Source organism: Azotosporobacter soli (assembly GCF_030542965.1).
Taxonomy (GTDB): Bacteria; Bacillota; Negativicutes; order SG130; family SG130; genus Azotosporobacter; species Azotosporobacter soli.
On record NZ_JAUAOA010000031.1, the window covers coordinates 1 to 17,540 of the forward strand.

The window sequence follows — 17,540 nt, forward strand, 5'->3', positions numbered from 1 at the left end:
AGTCTTAGGAATAAAAAGTAAAACACAGATTAAAAGATGGATGAGTTGGTATCGAAATGGTGAAACCCATCGCTTTCAGCAGCCTGTCGGAAAACAGTATACTTATAAAAAAGGGATAGAGGAATTATCAGAGATTGAGTGTCTAAGGCTTAGAATTAAGCAGCTTGAAATGCACAACGAAATACTGGGAAAGTTAAATGGGATCTTAGGAAAACAACAAAGAAGCAACTCGTAGAAATTCTCGAGGCGCTTAAGAGTAAATATCCAATTGGAGAGATGTTAACCTTTCTTGAGATCCCAAAAACTAATTATTACCGATGGCGTAAACAACCAGATGATAGGTTGGAGAATGAACTACTTAAACACATTAGAATAATCTGCAGTAAACACAAGAGGCGCTACGGATATAGGCGCGTTACAGAGGTGCTAAGAACCGAATATCAGCTAAACATCAACCATAAGCGCGTAAGTCGTATTATGGCTGAAAATAATCTTCAAGCACGAATCAGCCGCAAGAGATTCGTTCACTTCAAACCGGACGTGGCTGTTAAAAAAGCGGATTTAATCAAGCGGCAATTTAAAGCAGATGCACCAAATAGGAAGTGGTATACCGATGTTTCAACCATCACTATCGGCGAAACCAACCTGTATCTCTCTGCCATTATTGACGGTTTCAATAATGAAGTAATCAGCAGTGTGATTAGTACATCTCCTAATTTGGAACTCGCCTTTGATACGATAAATCAGGCTATCCAAGGTCGAAATATCGAAAAGGTGATTCTTCATTCTGATCAAGGTGGTTTATATACATCCCCGAGGTTTCAAGAGTTTGTAAAAGAAAAGAACATTATCCAAAGCATGTCCCAGGTGGGAGTATGCTTTGACAATGTTCTAATCGAATCATTCTTCTCACATTTGAAGACAGAGGCCTTCTACTCTCAGGATTTCACCGCTACCAACGAACAAATCATTGAGATCGTGGAAGAATACATCTATTATTATAACAATGATCGGCTACAATTAAAATTGAATAAGCTGCCCCCGATAAAATATCGAGAGCAGCTACATACGGCATAAGGCTCTTTTTAAAACTTCCCGCTTTTGGGGTTCACACTAGAGCGCACCTGGTTTTTTACTTGTCGTTACTTAGCACGGGAGAGAAAGCGAAATACTTTGCCGCTGGCGTCGCGTACACGACGCATCGGAGTGATTTTAACCTTGATGCGCGGCTTCATATCGCTAATCGAACCAAAATCGCCGCGGCGAATGCTGGTGGTCTTTGTTTTTTCCGGACGCAAAAAGCGGCCGAGAGTTTGGACGGCTTTGTCCGGGCGACTGTGATCGCCGCAGGTGAAGACGTCCACGGCGGCATAACCCATTTCAGGATACGTGTGTATGCTCATATGGCTTTCGGCCAGCAATGCGAGAGCCGTAAGACCTTGCGGTTCAAATTTGTGTGAGGTGAAGTTGAGCAAAGTCATGTTCGCCTCTTCTACGGCTTGCAACATGGCATTTTTGATAAAGTCCATGTCGTTCAAGTTTTCAAAGCTGCAGCCGTACATGTCGACAGTAAGATGTTTTCCAATGATTTTCATTAAATACATCGCTCCTTATAAAAAAATTGAGGATGCTGCGCTGTGTACAAAATAAAATCGCGATTTCATCGAAAAAAGCGTGATTTTCAGGCCAAATTAGGGAAAAAATAGATTTATTAGATGTATTGTACAGTTTTTCATTATAAGACGAATAGCTGCGAATGTAAAGAGTAATTTTCTGAAAAAATAAAAGGAAAGAACGTTAGTGGAAAATGATTGGCGGAGAGTTTGGCAACAAAGAACAATTTTTCTTTATAGCAGGAGTTTAAAAGATTAACGGGAATAATAGGTTATGTGCATACATAGCAGGAGAAAGGATGGAAATGAGATGAAAACAAAACTGACGCAACTGTTGAACATACGATATCCTTTATTTCAAGGCGCGATGGCTTGGATTTCTGATGCAAAACTGGCAGCTGCCGTTTCAAATGCCGGCGGCGCAGGCATCATAGCAGCTGGCGGGCGCGATGTTGTTTGGATCAGAGAACAGATTCGCTTGGCGAAGACGTTGACCGATAAGCCGTTTGGCGTAAATGTCCAATTGATGGCGCCCAACCGGGATGAAGTTGTGGCGGCTATTTGTGAGGAAAAAGTCGCTTTTGTTACGCTGGGTGCGGGAAATCCCGTGCCGTATTTTGCAGCGTTTGCGGCCGCAGGAATAAAAAAGATACCGGTCGTTCCTAATGTTAAACTGGCAAAAAGAGTGGAAGCGGCGGGCGCCGATGCCATCGTGATTGAAGGGATGGAAGCGGGCGGTCATATCGGAGTGCTGACGACAATGGCGTTGATGACGCAGGTGATTCCGGAAGTGGCGCTGCCGGTTATCGTGGCGGGAGGCTTTGCCGACGGACGCGGCGTTGCGGCAGCTCTTTTGATGGGCGCAGCCGGCGTGCAGCTGGGAACTCGATTCTTGATAGCGGAAGAATGCGCGGTTCATCCGCGTTTCAAGGAAAAAATTCTGGCGGCCGGCGATACGGACAGTGTGGTGACCGGTCTCAGCATGGGGCATGCAGTGCGCGGCGTAAAGAATCCTTTTACGGACAAGTTTCTTGCGCTCGAGCGGCAGCATGCGCCAGAGGAAGATTTGATTCAACTGGCAACCGGAAGCAATCGCTTGGCGGCTGTTGATGGCGATGTGGAAAATGGCATGGTTCAGGCAGGACAGAGTTTGTTGCCGCTCAGAGCGATCGAGCCGGTGCAGGTGATCATTGATGCGATTATGGCTGAGACTGTCAAGGTGCTGCACGGCGCAAGCGAATTGACACAAGACTGATAAAATATTCTAAGGAGGCTTTGTTGTGCTGAATAATGTAAAATTAACTGAAGGCGTCTATTTTGTTGGTGCGGTGGATTGGAACCTGCGCGATTTTCATGGTTACCATACCCCGCGCGGGGTGACGTATAACTCTTATTTGATCGTTGATGAAAAAATTTGCTTGGTCGATACGGTGAAGGCGCCGTTCGCGGAAGAAATGCTGGAACGGATTAGTCAGATTGTTGATCCGGCAAAGATCGATTATGTGATTACCAATCATGCGGAACCGGATCATGCCGGAGCGCTGCCGAAACTTATGGAAAAAGCGGTTAACGCAAAAGTGGTTCTGACGGCCAGCGGTAAAGACGGCGTCATGAAACAACAGCAGCGTTCCTATGATTTTATGGTTGTCAAAGAGGGGGACACGATCAATTTAGGCCGAAACAATCTGCATTTTGTGCCGTTGCCGATGCTGCATTGGCCGGATTCTATGGCCTGTTATTTGGATGGAGAACAAATTCTCTTCTCTAATGATGCTTTTGGACAGCATGTCTGTACGACGAAACGCTTTGATGATGAAAATGACCTGAATGAAGTCATGTATGAAGCCGGAAAATATTATGCCAACATTTTGATGCCTTACAGTCGTTTGATCGGCAAAGCGCTCGATAAAACCGGACAGCTGCCGGTTACGATGATTGCTCCCAGTCATGGCGTCATATGGCGCAGCCATATTGCGGAAATCATGCAGAAGTATGAGCAGTGGGGGCGCGGTGATGCCGGTGATACCGTGATTATCGTATATGACAGCATGTGGGGTGCGACCGAGCAAATGGCAAGGCGGATTCTCGATGGCGTGGCTGCTTCCGGAGTCAAAGGGAAACTTCATCGCTTGGGAGCGGCATCGCTTAGCGATATCATCACCGATGTGCTGGAAGCCGGTGGACTGATGGTTGGTTCTTCGACGCAGCATAATGGCGTTTTGGCCACTACGGGCGGATTTCTCACGTACTTAAAAGGACTGCGCCCGACGAATAAACTGGGTGCGGCATTCAGTACTTACGGCTGGTCGGGCGGCGCACAGAACACGATTGAGGAATTTCTCAAAAGCAGTGGTTTGACGGTTGAACAATCGGGCCTGTCGGTCAAATGGGCCGGCAGCAAGGAAGAGCTGGATAAATGTTTCGAGTTTGGCTTGGAGTTTGGTAAAAAAGTCAAGATGCGCAAAAAATAAGCTAACGTTAAAGAAACCGCAGGCATTGTCCGGCGGTTTCTTTGTTTAAAAAATTTCTTGAAAAAAGTCAAAAAGTCAAATAAAATAGAAGAAAAAACGAAGAGCAAATGCAAGTGCGAGTGAACGATATGTGGAATGTAGGTGAAAGCGATGCGTAATTTGGCTGACTATATCGAAGCGTTTATCCTAGGCAAACTGGAGCGGGAACGCGAGGAAATCGTTGTCTTAAAAAGGAATGAAGTGGCGGAGGCGATGGAGTGCGCTCCATCGCAGGTCACTTATGTCTTAGGGACGCGTTTTACGGTGGAACGAGGCTTTCAGGTGGAATCAAGACGCGGCGCAGGCGGATTTGTCAGGATAGCCCGCGTGCCGATTGAGACGTTGCTTTGTGAAGATGTGGCGCGCAATTTCGATGCGGAAACATCGCCGCAAGAATTAACCGTGATGCTGCGACGTTTGCAGCGTCAACAACTATTGACGCTGCGCGAGGTCGAACTGATCCGTTCTTTTTTCACGTTGTTATATCCTGAAGTGGAAGAGCAGACGCGTGTGCGTTTGATGCGTTCGTTGCTCTTGCGCCTGGCGAATTTAAACTAAGGAGGCGATAGGATGCGCTGTGACGATTGCAAAAAGAGAACGGCTAATGTGCATATTACGCAGCTGATTGACGATCAGCAACAGGAGAGATGGCTGTGCGCCGAATGCGCAAAAGCCTATGGCGAATTGGCGTTACCGCTGGATAAGCAGTTCTCTTTTCAGGATTTACTGACGGGCTTGCTCAGCCATAGTTATTTTAATGGGCAGGATGTGCAGACGGTGAGCTGCAGCAATTGTGCGATGACGTATCATGAGTTTGAAACGACGGGGAAGTTCGGTTGCAGTGAATGTTATACGGCGTTTGCGCAGCAACTAGAGCCGCTGTTGCGCCGCATTCATGGTTCCAGTCGGCATAACGGAAAGTTGCCGCGAAGGGCTGGCGCTAAACTGGAAGCGGCGCTGCGCATCCAGCGCTTACGTCAGGAGTTGGAACGCTGTATCCGTACAGAAGCATACGAAGAAGCGGCAAGACTGCGCGACGAAATCCGTGCACTTGAAAAGGAGAACATCGGTGAGAAGGAGGGGGAGGCAGATGGCAAAGGATGACTTGCTGAATCGTCCTCTGACGCCTTGGCTTTCTGGCGGTGGTGCGGAAGGGGATATTGTCTTGGCGAGCCGGATTCGCTTGGCGAGAAATTTAGCGAGCCTTCCGTTTCCCAATCGGGCCAGCTCGACTGAACTGGCTCGAGTCTGGGAAAGTGTGAAAGCATCGCTGCCGGATCTAAATGCCGGAGGAGGCGGGTATACGGCGCTTGCTATGGCGGATTTGACGGCGCTTGAGCGATATATTCTGGTTGAAAAACACATTGTCAGTCCCCGATTGGCGCGTGAACCGGAGCAGCGCGGTTTACTTGTCGATGCGGATGCCAGCGTCAGCATCATGGTAAATGAAGAGGATCATGTGCGAATACAATGTCTGCGCCCTGGACTTGACCTTGCCTCGGGTTTAAAGGGAGCGAATGAAATCGATGACTTGCTGGAGGCCCGTCAGGATATGGCGTTTTTAGCAGAAATCGGTTATTTGACGGCGTGCCCGACTAATGTCGGGACGGGGCTGCGTGCTTCCGTAATGCTGCATCTGCCGGCGCTCGTCATGACGAAACAGATCGATCGCGTTATTCAGGCGGTTATGCAGCTCGGGCTTGCGGTAAGAGGTCTGTACGGAGAAGGATCTGATGCGGCGGGAAATATCTTTCAAATTTCCAATCAGCTGACGCTGGGCCTTAGCGAAGGGGAAATGGTCGGAAATTTGGACGGTGTGGTGCGCCAAGTGGTGGAACATGAACGAAATGCCAGGAAAATGATGCAAGACAGTGCGGAAACTGAATTGAAGGACCGGATTTGGCGTTCCTTTGGCGTAATGCGCTATGCGCATACGCTAGGCGGCGTAGAGTGTCTTTCGATGCTGAGTCAGATTCGTTTAGGCATCGACTTGGGTATTATCGAGGGGCTGCCTGATGTTCTCTTTAATGAGTTGATGGTTGCGACGCGGCCTGCGTTTTTGCAAAAGTTAGCCGGTACGGTAAAATTAAATCAGGAAGAACGGCGTCGCGTGCGCGCCGATTTGGTGCGAGAAATTTTTAATCGGGAGGTGTGATCATGTTTGAAAAATTTACGGCCCGGGCGCAGAAGGTTCTTCTGCTGTCGCAAGAAGAGGCGGTGCGCTTAGGTCACAATTATGTCGGGACGGAACATTTGTTGCTGGGGTTACTGGCGGAAGGAGAAGGACTCGCGTTTCGTGCGCTTGCCTCGCTTGGCGTTGCCGCAGAAAGCGTACGCGTTGCGGTGGAAGAGATGGTCGGGCGCGGACAGGGAGGAAGCAGTCAGCTGGCGTATACGCCGCGTGCGAAGAAGTGCTTGGAGTTGGCGGTTGAGGAAGCGGTTGCCTTAGGCCATAATTACGTGGGGACGGAGCATATCTTGCTCGGCTTGATCCGGGAAGGGGAAGGCGTTGCGGCGCAGGTGCTGATGAATCTTGGCGTAGAGCGCAGGAACGTGCAGGCGCAGGTTGTAGAATTGTTGGGTGGCTTTGCAATGGCTGGGCAGGCTGCACAGGCGAAAGGCGCTGCTGTTAAGGAGAAAACGGCTACACCGAACCTGGACGAATTCGGGCGCGATTTAAATCAGATGGCGCAAAACGGGAAGATTGACCCGGTCATCGGACGTGATGCCGAAATTGAACGGGTGCTGCAAATTCTTTGTCGGCGAACGAAGAATAATCCGGTATTGATTGGCGAACCCGGCGTAGGCAAAACGGCGATTGCCGAAGGTTTGGCGCAGCGGATCATACAGGGCAATGTCCCTGAATTGTTGCGCGATAAACGAATCATCTCGCTGAATATGGCGTCCATGGTGGCCGGATCGAAGTATCGCGGCGAGTTTGAAGAACGAATGAAAAAGGTTATGGCTGAAATCGTTCAAAACGGGCAGGTGATACTATTTATTGATGAGATCCATACGCTGATCGGCGCTGGCGCGGCAGAAGGCGCGATCGATGCGGCTAACATATTAAAACCGGCCTTGGCACGTGGTGAGATGCAGGTGATCGGGGCAACGACGCTCGATGAATATAAAAAGCATATTGAAAAGGATGCCGCGCTCGAACGGCGCTTCCAAACGATCATGGTGGAAGAGCCTTCGGTGGAAGATGCGATTCGCATATTAAAGGGCGTGAGAGATCGCTATGAAGCCTTTCACCGGGTTAAAATCAGCGATGAGGCAGTCGAAGCCGCCGTGAAATTATCGCATCGTTACATTGCCGATCGTTTCTTGCCCGATAAGGCGATTGATTTGATGGATGAGGCTGCGTCGCGCCTTCGAATCCGCAATTTTTCCTTGCCGCCGGATGTGAAAGAACTTGAAAAGCGCCTCGAGCAATTGCGCGCGGAAAAAGAAGCGGCTATTTCCGCGCAGGAGTTTGAAAGAGCGGCGCAAATGCGCGATGAGGAGCAAAAGGTTAAAGAAGAACTGGAGACGAACCAACGGCAGTGGAAGCAGCGTGGCAGCGAACAGATGGCGGTTGTGGAGGAAGATATTGCCCAAGTGGCGGCTGTCTGGACAGGCGTTCCGGTGCAAAAATTGGCGGAAGAAGAAAGTCAGCGCCTGCTGCGTTTGGAAGAGGTGCTCCATGGCAGGGTAATCGGCCAGGAAGAGGCCGTTAAGGCGGTTGCGCGGGCTGTGCGACGTGCGCGCGCCGGACTTAAGGACCCTCGCCGTCCGATTGGCTCTTTTATCTTCTTAGGACCGACCGGCGTCGGAAAAACCGAATTGGCTAAAACATTGGCAGAGGCGCTGTTCAGCAATGAGAACGCTATCCTGCGGCTCGATATGTCGGAGTATATGGAAAAGCATACGGTTTCCCGCTTGATTGGTGCGCCGCCAGGCTATGTTGGACATGATGAAGGCGGTCAACTGACGGATGCGGTGCGCCGCAAGCCTTATGCGGTCATCCTGTTGGATGAAATTGAAAAAGCGCATCAGGATGTTTTCAATATTTTGCTTCAGGTTCTGGAAGATGGTCGTTTAACGGATAGCAAAGGACGGACGGTTGACTTCAAAAATACCGTCATCATCATGACTTCAAATGTAGGTGCCAAGCATTTGAAAGAAGAGGCTGCAACACTGGGCTTTTTGGCCGGAAACAACGACGGAAAGACTCAGCAGACTGCCGCAAAAGAACGGGTCTTGGATGAAGTGAGGAAACTGTTTCGCCCGGAATTTATTAATCGCGTAGATGAAATGATTGTTTTTACACGATTAACGGACGAAGAACTGGGCTTGATTGTAGACATCATGCTGAAAGATGTTTCAAAACGTCTGGTGGAAAATGGTTTGACGCTCGAAGTGTCAGAGGCAGCCAAGCTGGAATTGTTGAAAGCCGGGCGCGATGCGGCTTATGGCGCACGTCCGTTGCGAAGAGCGTTGCAACGTTTGGTGGAAGATGAAGTGGCGGATTTGATTTTGCGTCGCGAGGTCGGTGCAGGAGACCGACTTGTTGTCGACACGGACGATAAAGGTGAATTAAAAGTCGTCAAAATGCTATAAATTACCAAAAATGACGGCAGGAATCTGTAGCCAGGAAAGCGAAAAACACTGTATGGCGCTAGAATGAATTGCGCCATACAGTGTTTTATTTTAAAAATAAAGAAGGCTGCTTGAAACTTGCGGTGGCGGACTCGATGGGAGTGTGTAGGTTTGTCAAAATTAAAGGTTAAATATGCCTGTCAAGACTGCGGGCATGAGTCGGCTAAATGGCTCGGACGTTGTCCGGGCTGTGGTGCGTGGAATACGCTGGTCGAAGAATTGGCTGCACGTAAGGAGCCGCGCGGTGCTTTTTTTACCGGTGGCGTTGCGGCGAAGCCGATGCCGATCACAAAAGTCGATACCGCTTCCTTTCCGCGTATGGCTACCGGGTTGAAAGAGTTTGACCGTGTATTGGGTGGTGGAATTGTTCCAGGCGCGATGGTACTGATCGGCGGCGATCCGGGCATCGGCAAGTCGACGCTTTTGCTCCAGGCGGCCTGCTCGATCAGCGGACAATACGGACAGGTATTGTATGTGTCGGGCGAAGAATCGGCTGCGCAGACCCGAATGCGGGCCGAACGAGTGAATCGTCTGCATGACAATATGCTAATCATGACAGAAACGAATCTTGAATCGATCATTCAGTCGGCGGCGCATGTAAAACCGTCGCTCTTAGTTATCGATTCGATTCAAACGATGTACAGCCCTGAAATTCCGTCAGCTCCGGGTAGCGTGGGGCAGGTGCGCGATTGTACCGCGAAGCTTCTGCGTTTGGCTAAAGAGCGTGATATTCCGATTGCGATTATCGGACACGTGACGAAAGACGGTAATATAGCGGGGCCAAGGCTGCTTGAACATATGGTGGATGTCGTCCTTTATTTCGAAGGAGAACGCAATTATGCGTTTCGTGTGCTAAGGGCGATGAAAAATCGTTTCGGTTCCACCAGTGAGAGCGGTATCTTTGCGATGGAAGAAGAGGGGCTGGCAGAAGTCAAGAACCCCTCGGGCATTCTTCTCTCCGAACGTCCGGAAGGCGCTCCGGGTTCGGTAGTGCTTGCTTCCATGGAGGGGGTTCGCCCGCTGCTCATTGAAATACAGGCGTTGGTGAGTACGACCTGCTTTGGTATGCCGCGTCGCACGGCAGTAGGTTTTGATTACAACCGGCTGATCCTGCTTTTAGCGGTGCTTGAGAAAAGGGTTGGACAGATGTTAGCCAACCAGGATTGCTATGTGAATGCGGTCGGCGGCATTAAAGTATCCGAACCAGCTGCCGATTTGCCGGTGGCTCTTGCGATTGCGTCCAGTTATCGGAACATGCCGCTAGATGCGAAGACCGTTGTTGTCGGAGAAGTCGGGCTTACCGGAGAGGTTAGAATGGTATCGCGGATTGAAGAACGCATTGGAGAGGCCGTCAATTTAGGCTTTCGTCGCTTTGTCATACCGAGCGGCAATGCGGCTGCTTTTAAAGGGAAACGTGCAGGACTTGAGATCATCGGCGTAGCTAGCGTACAAGAAGCCATGGAGGCGGTGTTTGTATGAATGGCAAACTTCAAGATGGTAAGCTTTGGGACAATCGGTTTATCCAAACGTTATTGAAACTGGTTCCGGGCACACCGCTGCGTGACGGGCTGGAACACATTATTCGCGCTAAGATGGGCGCGCTGGTATTTGTCATCAGCAACGCTAAGATGCTGGAGTTGGTCGATGGCGGTTTTGAGATCAATTGTGAGTACGCTCCTTCGGCTTTTTATGAATTGGCGAAGATGGATGGTGCTATCGTTTTGTCCGGCGATGCCAAGATGATCCTTTGCGCCAACGCGCAGTTGGTGCCGGACTCTGGCATTGCGACCAGCGAGACGGGGACGCGGCATCGGACTGCAGAACGGGTGGCGAAACAAACGGGCGGCTTGGTCGTCGCCATTTCGCAGCGGCGTAATGTGATCAGCTTGTATATGGGTAATTTGCGCTATACGTTGCGAGATATCTCGTTTATCTTAAATCGCGCCAACCAGGCATTACAAACTTTGGAGAAATACCGGCTGGTTTTAAAGCGGGCGCTTGTGAAATTAAGCGAGTTGGAATTTGAGCATCGCGTGACACTGGCGGATGTGACGGAAATATTTATTCGTATGGAACAAGTGCATCGAATTGCCCGTGAGATAGAACTCAATATTATCGAACTTGGCACGGAGGGACGGCTGCTTAGCATGCAGGTGGAAGAATTGCTGGCAGAGGGCGATGCTATGGATCTTTTGCTCAAAGACTATTGTGTCAGTGCGGATGCGCTTGTGCAGGAACAAGTGCGCGAACACATTGCACTGCTGTCGGAAGACAACCTCGAGGTCTATACCATATGCCGCCTTTTGGGTTATGGCGTGACGCCGAACGCAGTCGACATACCGGTCGTGCCGCGCGGATATCGGGTATTGCATCAATTGCCGCGCCTGCCGGTGAATGTGATCGATAATTTGATCGCTCATTTTCGTGTTTTGCCGCGCATCTGTGCTGCGACAATTGAAGACCTTGATGAAGTAGGCGGCGTCGGGGAAGTCAGGGCAAAAAACATAAGAGACGGCTTGATGCGTCTCAAAGAACATGTCCGTCTCGACAGCTACCGTTAAGTGGTCGTGAAATAAAAAAAAGCACGCAAATTTGCGTGCTTTTATAATTGAAAGAAAGGATGCTGGGCTCTGGTTTAGGAGAGACGGAAAACACCAAGTGTTTCAATCGTTGTGAATTCTTTTTTCATGACTTCATGCAGCTGCAAGCCGGATAAGTTACAAAGCGCAGTCAAATAAAACAAACTGTGTCCCAGTTCGCGAGTGAGCACTTCCTGGCAGTTTTCGCAAGGTTTGCCATTTAAATGCGAAGACATGAACGGCTTGAGTTGGCTGTAATCAATGCCTTGCGGTGCCTGTTGGCGAGAGGCTTCGATGGATACGCAACCGCATTCGGTAACGGCTTTGGCAAAAGCTCTGTTAACGCGCGCGCAGGCTTCTTGGTATTTGGTGATGATATCTACGACGCTGCGATGACGTATCAAATATTCGTCGACAGCCGATTGAAAATCAGTGCAAAATTTTTCATGCATAACAAAATCCCCCCGTTTCGCCTTAATTATATAAAGGGGCGTGATGCTTGTCAATCTTTTAGCATATTTGTGAAGTTTGCAAAGCTTCGTTGACAGGAGGAACGTACTGTGCTAGAATATAAAATTTTGACAAGTGGCTTTTAATGTGGTATACTGCTCGCATAGGAGTTGATGTTATGTTGGCTATTGGGGACAAAGTGGTATATCCCATGCATGGAGCTGGGGTGATTGAGGCAATTGAAGCTCATGAAGTCATGGGCTGTTGTCAAGATTATTACATTCTGACGATGCCGTATGGCGGAATGCGCGTGATGATTCCTCTCGATAAGACAGAACGGATTGGCTTAAGGGGCATCATTGCACCGGAAGAAATCGCCAAAGTCGCAGAAATTTTACATGAGTCTTCGCCGGTGAATACCATCAGCTGGAATAAAAGGCTTAATCTATATCTTAGTAAAATCAAAAGCGGCGATATTTTTGAAGTGGCGGAAGTCGTGCGCAATTTGGCGCGGCAAGACGTCAGCAAGAAATTGTCGGCGGGCGAAAGACGTTTGTTGGATACCGCGCGAAAAATACTGGTTAGTGAATTGGTGTTGGCTTGCGGCAAAGATGTTGCCGAAACGGAATTGTGGGTGTCATCATTGTTAAAAGAGTCTGAACTGGCTGGCGATTAAATCGGCAGCTTTCTTTCTTTTTTCTTAAATGAGTCTGTACAATCTAGCTGACATATTGTGAAAAGAGAAGAGTTTGTTTATAATAGTCAATATGAGACCTGTAAAAAATGAAAAGGGTTGGCAGCGGTCTCAATGACGAAAGGAGGTGCGATATTGCTCGATAAGATTCTGCGTGGCATGATAACGCTGTTTATGGGTGTTGCCGGTGTGATGACGGCAAAATGGGTTAACGCAAGCCCACTTATGTCGACTGTTTTCAGCAATGAAGTGGCAAAATTTGGCCTCGACACGGTAAGCGACACGATGGTATCCTTGTTGCTCCTTGTTTTTGGCGGCGTGGCCGGCGTGGTTATTGGCTTTTTGTTGGCGCCATTCTTTTTGCATCATTTGTGGAAACTCACGTATTGGATGGAGCGTCGTTTGGAACGAATGCCGGTGGCTGACGTTGTAGCGGGTTCGATCGGCTTGGCAATGGGTTTGATCATCGCAAATTTAATTAGTTCTGCGTTTTTACCGATTCCCTTGATTGGAAATTATATACCTGGCATTATAAGTATTATTTTAGGCTACCTGGGCATCAACATTGCTACGCATAAGCGGGAAGAATTTTTCAGCTTGTTTACAGCCTGGCCTTGGAAGGGCCGCGAGAAAGCGTCTAAAGAAAAACAAGCGACGCCGGAACCGGCTCTTGTTCACAAGATTTTGGACACCAGCGTCATCATCGATGGCCGAATCGCAGACATTTGCAAGACTGGCTTTTTAGAAGGCGTTTTGGTGGTGCCGCGTTTCGTTTTGGAAGAACTGCAGCACATAGCCGATTCATCGGATGTGCTGAAGCGAAATCGGGGCAGGCGCGGTCTGGATATTCTGAATCGCATGCAAAAAGAACCGGGAATGACCGTGCGGATTCAAGAGGAAGATTTTGAGGATATTAGCGAAGTTGACTCGAAACTTGTCCGCTTGGCGCAAAAGATGAAAGGGCATCTGGTGACCAACGATTATAATCTGAATAAGGTTGCCGAATTGCAGGGCGTCAAGGTCCTTAACATCAACGAGCTGACGAATGCGGTAAAAGCCGTGGTCTTGCCAGGCGAAGAAATGGGCGTCTTAGTCGTCAAGGACGGTAAAGAGGCCGGTCAGGGCATTGGTTATCTGGATGACGGAACTATGATCGTCGTCGATGGCGGCAAGAAACATTTGGGCGACAGTATTTCTGTGGTCGTGACGTCTGTACTGCAGACCGCAGCCGGGCGAATGATTTTTGCCAAACAGAAAGGCGCATAGGCAGCGTTAAAAGTGAATCCCCGGCATAAGCGCCGGGGATTTTTTATAGGAGGTTGAAGGTATGGTAACGGTAATTATTCCGGCGGCAGGACAGGGACGGCGGATGGGCAGCGAAGAAAACAAGGTGTTTTTGACGCTTAAGGGAGAAAGCGTTCTTGGGCGGACGATTCGGCAGTTTGCTGCGAATGAGATGGTGACCGATTTCGTATTGGTGGCTGCTGCGGGAGAAGAAGGGAAAGTGGAGGAAATTGCCGCTCGCGCAGCGGGGGCACTGCCGTATCGGATTGTCATTGGCGGAGCGGAACGGCAACACTCGATAGCCAATGCGTTGGCGGTAACGTCTCAGGCCGCGCGAATCATTCTGGTTCATGACGGCGCAAGACCGCTGGTCTCCAACGAATGCATCACGCAGGTTGTTGCGGAGGCTGGTCGATCCGGCGCTGCGGTAACGGCAGTTCAGGTAAAAGATACGATCAAAAGGGCGGACGAACAGGGCGTGGTGCTTGAGACGCCGGAGCGAGCGCAATTGTGGGCGGTTCAGACGCCGCAGGGATTTGATGCCGCATTGTTGCGCAAAGCATATGCGCAGGCTGCGGCGGACGGCGTTATCGCGACTGATGATGCCGGATTGGTGGAACGGTTAGGACATAAGGTGAAACTGGTGCGCGGCAACTATCAAAATATAAAAATAACAACGCCCGACGATTTGCAGATAGCAGGGGCGCTGCTTGAAAAATCGGGGAAGGAGGGATGTGCGATGCGAATTGGCATGGGGTATGATGTGCATCGTCTGGTTGTGGGACGAAAGTTGATCTTAGGCGGCGAGGAGATTCCATATGAGAAAGGCTTGGACGGTCATTCCGACGCTGACGTACTGTTGCATGCGATAAAAGATGCGTTGCTCGGGGCGGCAGGACTTGGCGACATCGGCCGTCATTTCCCGGACACGGATATGCAGTATAAAGGGGCTTCCAGCCTGAAACTGCTGGCCAGGGTCGGCGAAATCCTGCAGGAAAACGGTTATCGGGTCAATAATATTGATGCGACGGTCATTGCGCAAAAGCCGAAGCTGGCGAACTATATTCCGGCGATGAACCGCAATATAGCTCGCGTGCTGCAGATTCCGCCAGAGGCCGTCAATGTTAAGGCGACGACAACGGAAGGGCTTGGCTTTGCAGGAACGGGCGAAGGAATGGCCGCACAGGCGATTGCCAGCATTCTTTAATTGACGCAGTAAAAAAGCAATTTGCCGACGGCAAATTGCTTTTTTACTGAACGTCAGATCGAGCGTTCCTTTCCTTAGCCGGGAATGAAGGATTCGAACATGGTCGCTCCCGTGCGGCCAAGGTAAATGGCGATTGCGGTACTGACGATACTGAGCACGATAATCGCGGCCGTTGAAGCCGGTGTAAATCCTGTTGCAAGATAAATTCCGGCGATGATCAGTGAGAGCAGTTGAAATACGATGCCGGCGATGATTTTGTGAATCAAAAGCGGTGCGTTTAATTTCTTGAAACGCAGTCGGCCGTCGATGAGTCCGGAAATGAAACCGGCCAAAACGGCGAAGGGCAAACCGAGAATCGATAATTTGGCTGCGGAGAGAAAGTCGCTGCGCCATGGTTCGGGAACCCAGTAAGAAAGCAGTAAGCCGGCAATAATAATGAAAACAAATACTTGAGGGAAATGCACGGCGATGGGGTGCAAATGTTGATCCAATAAAAATTTGCGCAGCGGAGAAATCTTTTTGCTGTAGGGCTCGAATACTGTTTTAGGCAATCCGCAGGCTGGGCAGAGGTGTTTCAGATCGCCCTCAAGCATGACGAAGCCACATGCCTTGCAGCGGATATATTTTTTTTGTTCCATAAGAGAGCCTCCTTGTAAACTGGCGTGAAGTAATCCTTTACAACTAGTCATTCGCGTTTGAACGTTGAACTCCTGCAGGCGAGAAGCATAAGTACGGATTTTCTTTTGCGTCATGGCAGAGAATCTGCTAGAATAAAACTGTTTGATAACGTGAAAGTGGAGGTAGAAAAATGACACAGCAAATGATGCGCGTTCGCTTTGCTCCGAGCCCGACAGGGCCGTTTCATATCGGCGGGGCACGATCGGCCCTGTTTAACTGGCTGTTGGCCCGTAAAGCCGGCGGTGCGTTTGTTCTTCGGGTTGAGGATACTGATTTGGATCGTTCGACGAAGGAGTCGGAAGAAAACATTAAGGAAGCGTTGCGTTGGCTGGGGCTGACCTGGGATGAAGGTCCGGATGCAGGCGGCGATTACGGGCCGTATCATCAAACGCAGCGTCTCGATACGTATCAGCAGTTTACGGATCGATTGCTGGCTGAGGGGAAAGCATATCGCTGCTATTGCAGCGAAGAAAAATTGGAAAGCGAACGCCAGGCGGAATTGGCGAAAGGTCTTACGCCGCGTTATGGCGGACACTGTCGCGACCTAAGCGATGCCGAGCGGCAACAATTCGAGGCGGAAGGGCGTGCAGCGGTCATTCGGCTTCGCGTGCCGGAAAACAAGGATGTTGTGATTCATGATTTGGTGCGCGGTAATGTGACGTTCGAATCGAACGGCATCGGAGATTTTGTCATTGTCAAATCGGACGGCATGCCGGTTTATAATTATGCGGTTGTCATCGATGACCACATGATGAAGATTAGTCATGTGATTCGGGCCGAGGAACATCTGTCCAATACGCCGCGTCAGGTCGTGATTTACGAAGCGCTTGGTTTGCCGGTGCCGGAATTTGGCCATATCTCGCTGATTTTAGGCAAAGATCGCAGCAAAATGAGCAAGCGGCACGGCGCTACATCGGTGGAACAGTACCGGACGCTCGGTTACTTACCGGAAGCGATCGTTAATTTTCTTGCGCTTTTGGGTTGGTCGCCTGAAGGTGAGCAGGAACTGTTTACATTGGACGAATTGGTACAGGCATTTTCGATGGAGCGGGTGGCAAAGAATCCTGCGGTCTTTGATGTCGATAAGTTGAACTGGATCAATGCACAATATTTGAAAAAAGCAGACCCGGCACTGATTGCCCGCTTGGCCTTGCCGCATTTGCAGGAAGCCGGTTTTGTCGGCGCGGCTCCGACGCAAGCGGAGTTGGATTGGCTGGCCCGTGTTGCAGCGGCGCTGCAAAATCATATCAGCTATGCGGCGCAGATGGTGGAGCAGGCTGATGTTTTCTTTGGCGATACGGCTGAATTTGAAAATGACGAAGCCAAAGCGATTTTAAAGGATACGGAAGTTGCGGAACCTGTGCGCGTTTTCATGCAGCGGCTGGCTGCGGCAGACGTTGTCGACATGGCGGCGGTGAAGACGATTTTAAAGGGCATCACCAAGGAATTGAAGTTGCCGGGGAAGAAAGTCTTCATGCCGGTTCGCGTGGCGATTACCGGGAAAATGCATGGCCCGGAATTGTTCGATATTATTCCGTTGCTGGGCAAAGAACGTACGTTAGCGCGCATGAACAGCATCTTGGCCAAGTTAGCCTGATGAAGGAATTGACAGCGGCGTGATAGCTCGTTATAATCAAGTAATAAATAAAGATTCTTACATGTGAAGAAGGGGAAAAGTAGCTGCCCCATCTGCCTTTCAGAGAGTTGCCGTCCAGGCTGGAAACGGCAGCAAGGTAAGACGCAGCGAATGCGCCCTGGAGCAGTCTTGTCGACGGGAAAACCTGAGGTGAGAACGGTTGCCACCGTTAAACGGCGCGTGAGTGGGGTTTTTTTCGAAAAGCCCAAACAGAGTGGAACCACGAGCCAATCGTCTCTGTATGGAGA

At 49.8% G+C, this 17,540-nt stretch carries 17 protein-coding genes, 1 pseudogene and 1 other annotated feature; of the genes and pseudogenes, 15 read left to right on the plus strand and 3 right to left on the minus strand.

The window, feature by feature from the left end; all coding sequences use genetic code 11:
* Positions 1-235, plus strand: a 235-nt coding sequence (locus QTL79_RS17090; protein WP_428845490.1) for a transposase, incomplete at its 5' end; no start/stop codon positions are given.
* Between the two features lie 32 nt (positions 236-267).
* Positions 268-1,077, plus strand: a complete 810-nt coding sequence (locus QTL79_RS17095; protein WP_346355832.1) for an IS3 family transposase — start codon at positions 268-270, stop codon at positions 1,075-1,077.
* 65 nt (positions 1,078-1,142) lie between these two features.
* On the opposite strand, the gene speD is transcribed toward QTL79_RS17095, so the two are convergent.
* Positions 1,143-1,595: an adenosylmethionine decarboxylase gene (gene speD / locus QTL79_RS17100; protein ID WP_346356168.1), complete on the minus strand. Its 453-nt coding sequence runs from the start codon at positions 1,593-1,595 to the stop codon at positions 1,143-1,145.
* Between the two features lie 328 nt (positions 1,596-1,923).
* Here speD and QTL79_RS17105 point away from each other — a divergent pair, with 328 nt between their 5' ends.
* The 8 genes from QTL79_RS17105 (at position 1,924) to disA (ending at position 11,325) form a co-directional block, all read left to right on the plus strand.
* On the plus strand, positions 1,924-2,868 hold the full coding sequence (locus tag QTL79_RS17105) for a nitronate monooxygenase (protein WP_346356169.1): 945 nt from the start codon (positions 1,924-1,926) through the stop codon (positions 2,866-2,868).
* A 25-nt stretch (positions 2,869-2,893) separates the two neighbouring features.
* Complete coding sequence (locus tag QTL79_RS17110; protein WP_346356170.1) at positions 2,894-4,084, plus strand: FprA family A-type flavoprotein; 1,191 nt, start codon at positions 2,894-2,896, stop codon at positions 4,082-4,084.
* Between the two features lie 150 nt (positions 4,085-4,234).
* Complete coding sequence (locus QTL79_RS17115) at positions 4,235-4,681, plus strand: CtsR family transcriptional regulator (RefSeq protein ID WP_346356191.1); 447 nt, start codon at positions 4,235-4,237, stop codon at positions 4,679-4,681.
* Positions 4,682-4,693: 12 nt separating this feature from the next.
* Positions 4,694-5,227, plus strand: coding sequence for a UvrB/UvrC motif-containing protein (locus QTL79_RS17120; protein WP_346356171.1), 534 nt, complete (start codon positions 4,694-4,696; stop codon positions 5,225-5,227).
* Positions 5,214-6,278 (plus strand): protein arginine kinase, encoded by a 1,065-nt coding sequence (locus QTL79_RS17125; RefSeq protein ID WP_346356172.1) that lies wholly within the window; start codon positions 5,214-5,216, stop codon positions 6,276-6,278. The genes QTL79_RS17120 and QTL79_RS17125 overlap by 14 nt, the downstream gene beginning before the upstream one ends.
* Positions 6,279-6,280: 2 nt before the next feature.
* Positions 6,281-8,725 (plus strand): ATP-dependent Clp protease ATP-binding subunit, encoded by a 2,445-nt coding sequence (locus QTL79_RS17130; RefSeq protein ID WP_346356173.1) that lies wholly within the window; start codon positions 6,281-6,283, stop codon positions 8,723-8,725.
* Between the two features lie 150 nt (positions 8,726-8,875).
* Positions 8,876-10,243: a DNA repair protein RadA gene (radA, locus tag QTL79_RS17135; RefSeq protein ID WP_346356174.1), complete on the plus strand. Its 1,368-nt coding sequence runs from the start codon at positions 8,876-8,878 to the stop codon at positions 10,241-10,243.
* Positions 10,240-11,325 carry a DNA integrity scanning diadenylate cyclase DisA gene (gene disA, locus QTL79_RS17140; RefSeq protein ID WP_346356175.1) on the plus strand — a complete coding sequence of 362 codons (1,086 nt, stop codon included), beginning with the start codon at positions 10,240-10,242 and terminating at the stop codon, positions 11,323-11,325. The genes radA and disA overlap by 4 nt, the downstream gene beginning before the upstream one ends.
* A 74-nt stretch (positions 11,326-11,399) precedes the next feature.
* Here disA and QTL79_RS17145 read toward each other — a convergent pair whose 3' ends face one another.
* On the minus strand, positions 11,400-11,795 hold the full coding sequence (locus QTL79_RS17145) for a nucleoside triphosphate pyrophosphohydrolase family protein (protein ID WP_346356176.1): 396 nt from the start codon (positions 11,793-11,795) through the stop codon (positions 11,400-11,402).
* Positions 11,796-11,971: 176 nt separating this feature from the next.
* Between QTL79_RS17145 and QTL79_RS17150 the strand changes: the two genes are divergently transcribed.
* The 4 genes and pseudogenes from QTL79_RS17150 to ispF all read left to right on the plus strand — a co-directional run bounded on the left by QTL79_RS17150 (position 11,972) and on the right by ispF (position 14,978).
* Positions 11,972-12,469, plus strand: a complete 498-nt coding sequence (locus tag QTL79_RS17150; protein WP_346356177.1) for a CarD family transcriptional regulator — start codon at positions 11,972-11,974, stop codon at positions 12,467-12,469.
* A gap of 153 nt (positions 12,470-12,622) precedes the next feature.
* Complete coding sequence (locus tag QTL79_RS17155) at positions 12,623-13,753, plus strand: PIN/TRAM domain-containing protein (protein ID WP_428845491.1); 1,131 nt, start codon at positions 12,623-12,625, stop codon at positions 13,751-13,753.
* Positions 13,754-13,856: 103 nt separating this feature from the next.
* A pseudogene (gene ispD, locus QTL79_RS17925) lies at positions 13,857-14,426 on the plus strand (2-C-methyl-D-erythritol 4-phosphate cytidylyltransferase); the annotation flags it as partial.
* A gap of 84 nt (positions 14,427-14,510) precedes the next feature.
* A complete protein-coding gene (gene ispF / locus QTL79_RS17930; protein ID WP_428845493.1) occupies positions 14,511-14,978 on the plus strand; it encodes a 2-C-methyl-D-erythritol 2,4-cyclodiphosphate synthase in 468 nt (155 codons plus the stop codon).
* Positions 14,979-15,052: 74 nt separating this feature from the next.
* Here ispF and QTL79_RS17165 read toward each other — a convergent pair whose 3' ends face one another.
* Positions 15,053-15,616, minus strand: a complete 564-nt coding sequence (locus QTL79_RS17165; RefSeq protein ID WP_346356180.1) for a rubrerythrin — start codon at positions 15,614-15,616, stop codon at positions 15,053-15,055.
* 170 nt (positions 15,617-15,786) lie between these two features.
* Between QTL79_RS17165 and gltX the strand changes: the two genes are divergently transcribed.
* Positions 15,787-17,253, plus strand: coding sequence for a glutamate--tRNA ligase (gene gltX / locus QTL79_RS17170; protein ID WP_346356181.1), 1,467 nt, complete (start codon positions 15,787-15,789; stop codon positions 17,251-17,253).
* A 57-nt stretch (positions 17,254-17,310) separates the two neighbouring features.
* Positions 17,311-17,534: a binding site (T-box leader), on the plus strand.
* Positions 17,535-17,540 lie beyond the last annotated feature (6 nt).